General features: G+C 50.4%; 2 tRNA genes and 1 rRNA gene. All 3 read right to left on the bottom strand.

The window, feature by feature from the left end:
• Window positions 1-4 precede the first annotated feature (4 nt).
• Window positions 5-78, bottom strand: a tRNA-Ile gene (locus tag LIZ66_RS18430).
• Between the two features lie 18 nt (window positions 79-96).
• Window positions 97-169, bottom strand: a tRNA-Ala gene (locus LIZ66_RS18425).
• A gap of 3 nt (window positions 170-172) precedes the next feature.
• Window positions 173-290: ribosomal RNA gene (rrf, locus tag LIZ66_RS18420) — 5S ribosomal RNA — on the bottom strand.
• Between the last annotated feature and the right edge of the window lie 75 nt (window positions 291-365).

Genomic DNA, 365 nt, shown 5'->3' with positions numbered 1-365 from the left:
CCTATGGGCTTAAGTGGACTCGAACCACCGACCTCACGCTTATCAGGCGTGCGCTCTAACCAGCTGAGCTATAAGCCCATTTGCCATCTCTGGCAGTGGAGATGAAGAGATTCGAACTCTCGACCCCCTGCTTGCAAGGCAGGTGCTCTCCCAACTGAGCTACATCCCCATAATCTGGCGCCCACCTGCTCTCCCACATCGTCTCCAATGCAGTACCATCGGCCGCTTGCGTCTTAACCGTCGTGTTCGGGATGGGAACGGGTGTTTCCCACAAGCGCATCGACACCAGAAATATGTTATTAAGTTGTTATCCTTGATAACTCAACAGTAAAACACATTTTTCTTCTCTACTTCTTCCTTAGAAA

The sequence above is a fragment of the Blautia faecis genome, from assembly GCF_020554845.1.
GTDB classification, from domain to species: Bacteria; Bacillota; Clostridia; order Lachnospirales; family Lachnospiraceae; genus Blautia_A; species Blautia_A faecis.
This window is presented reverse-complemented; position numbering and strand designations above follow the sequence as displayed.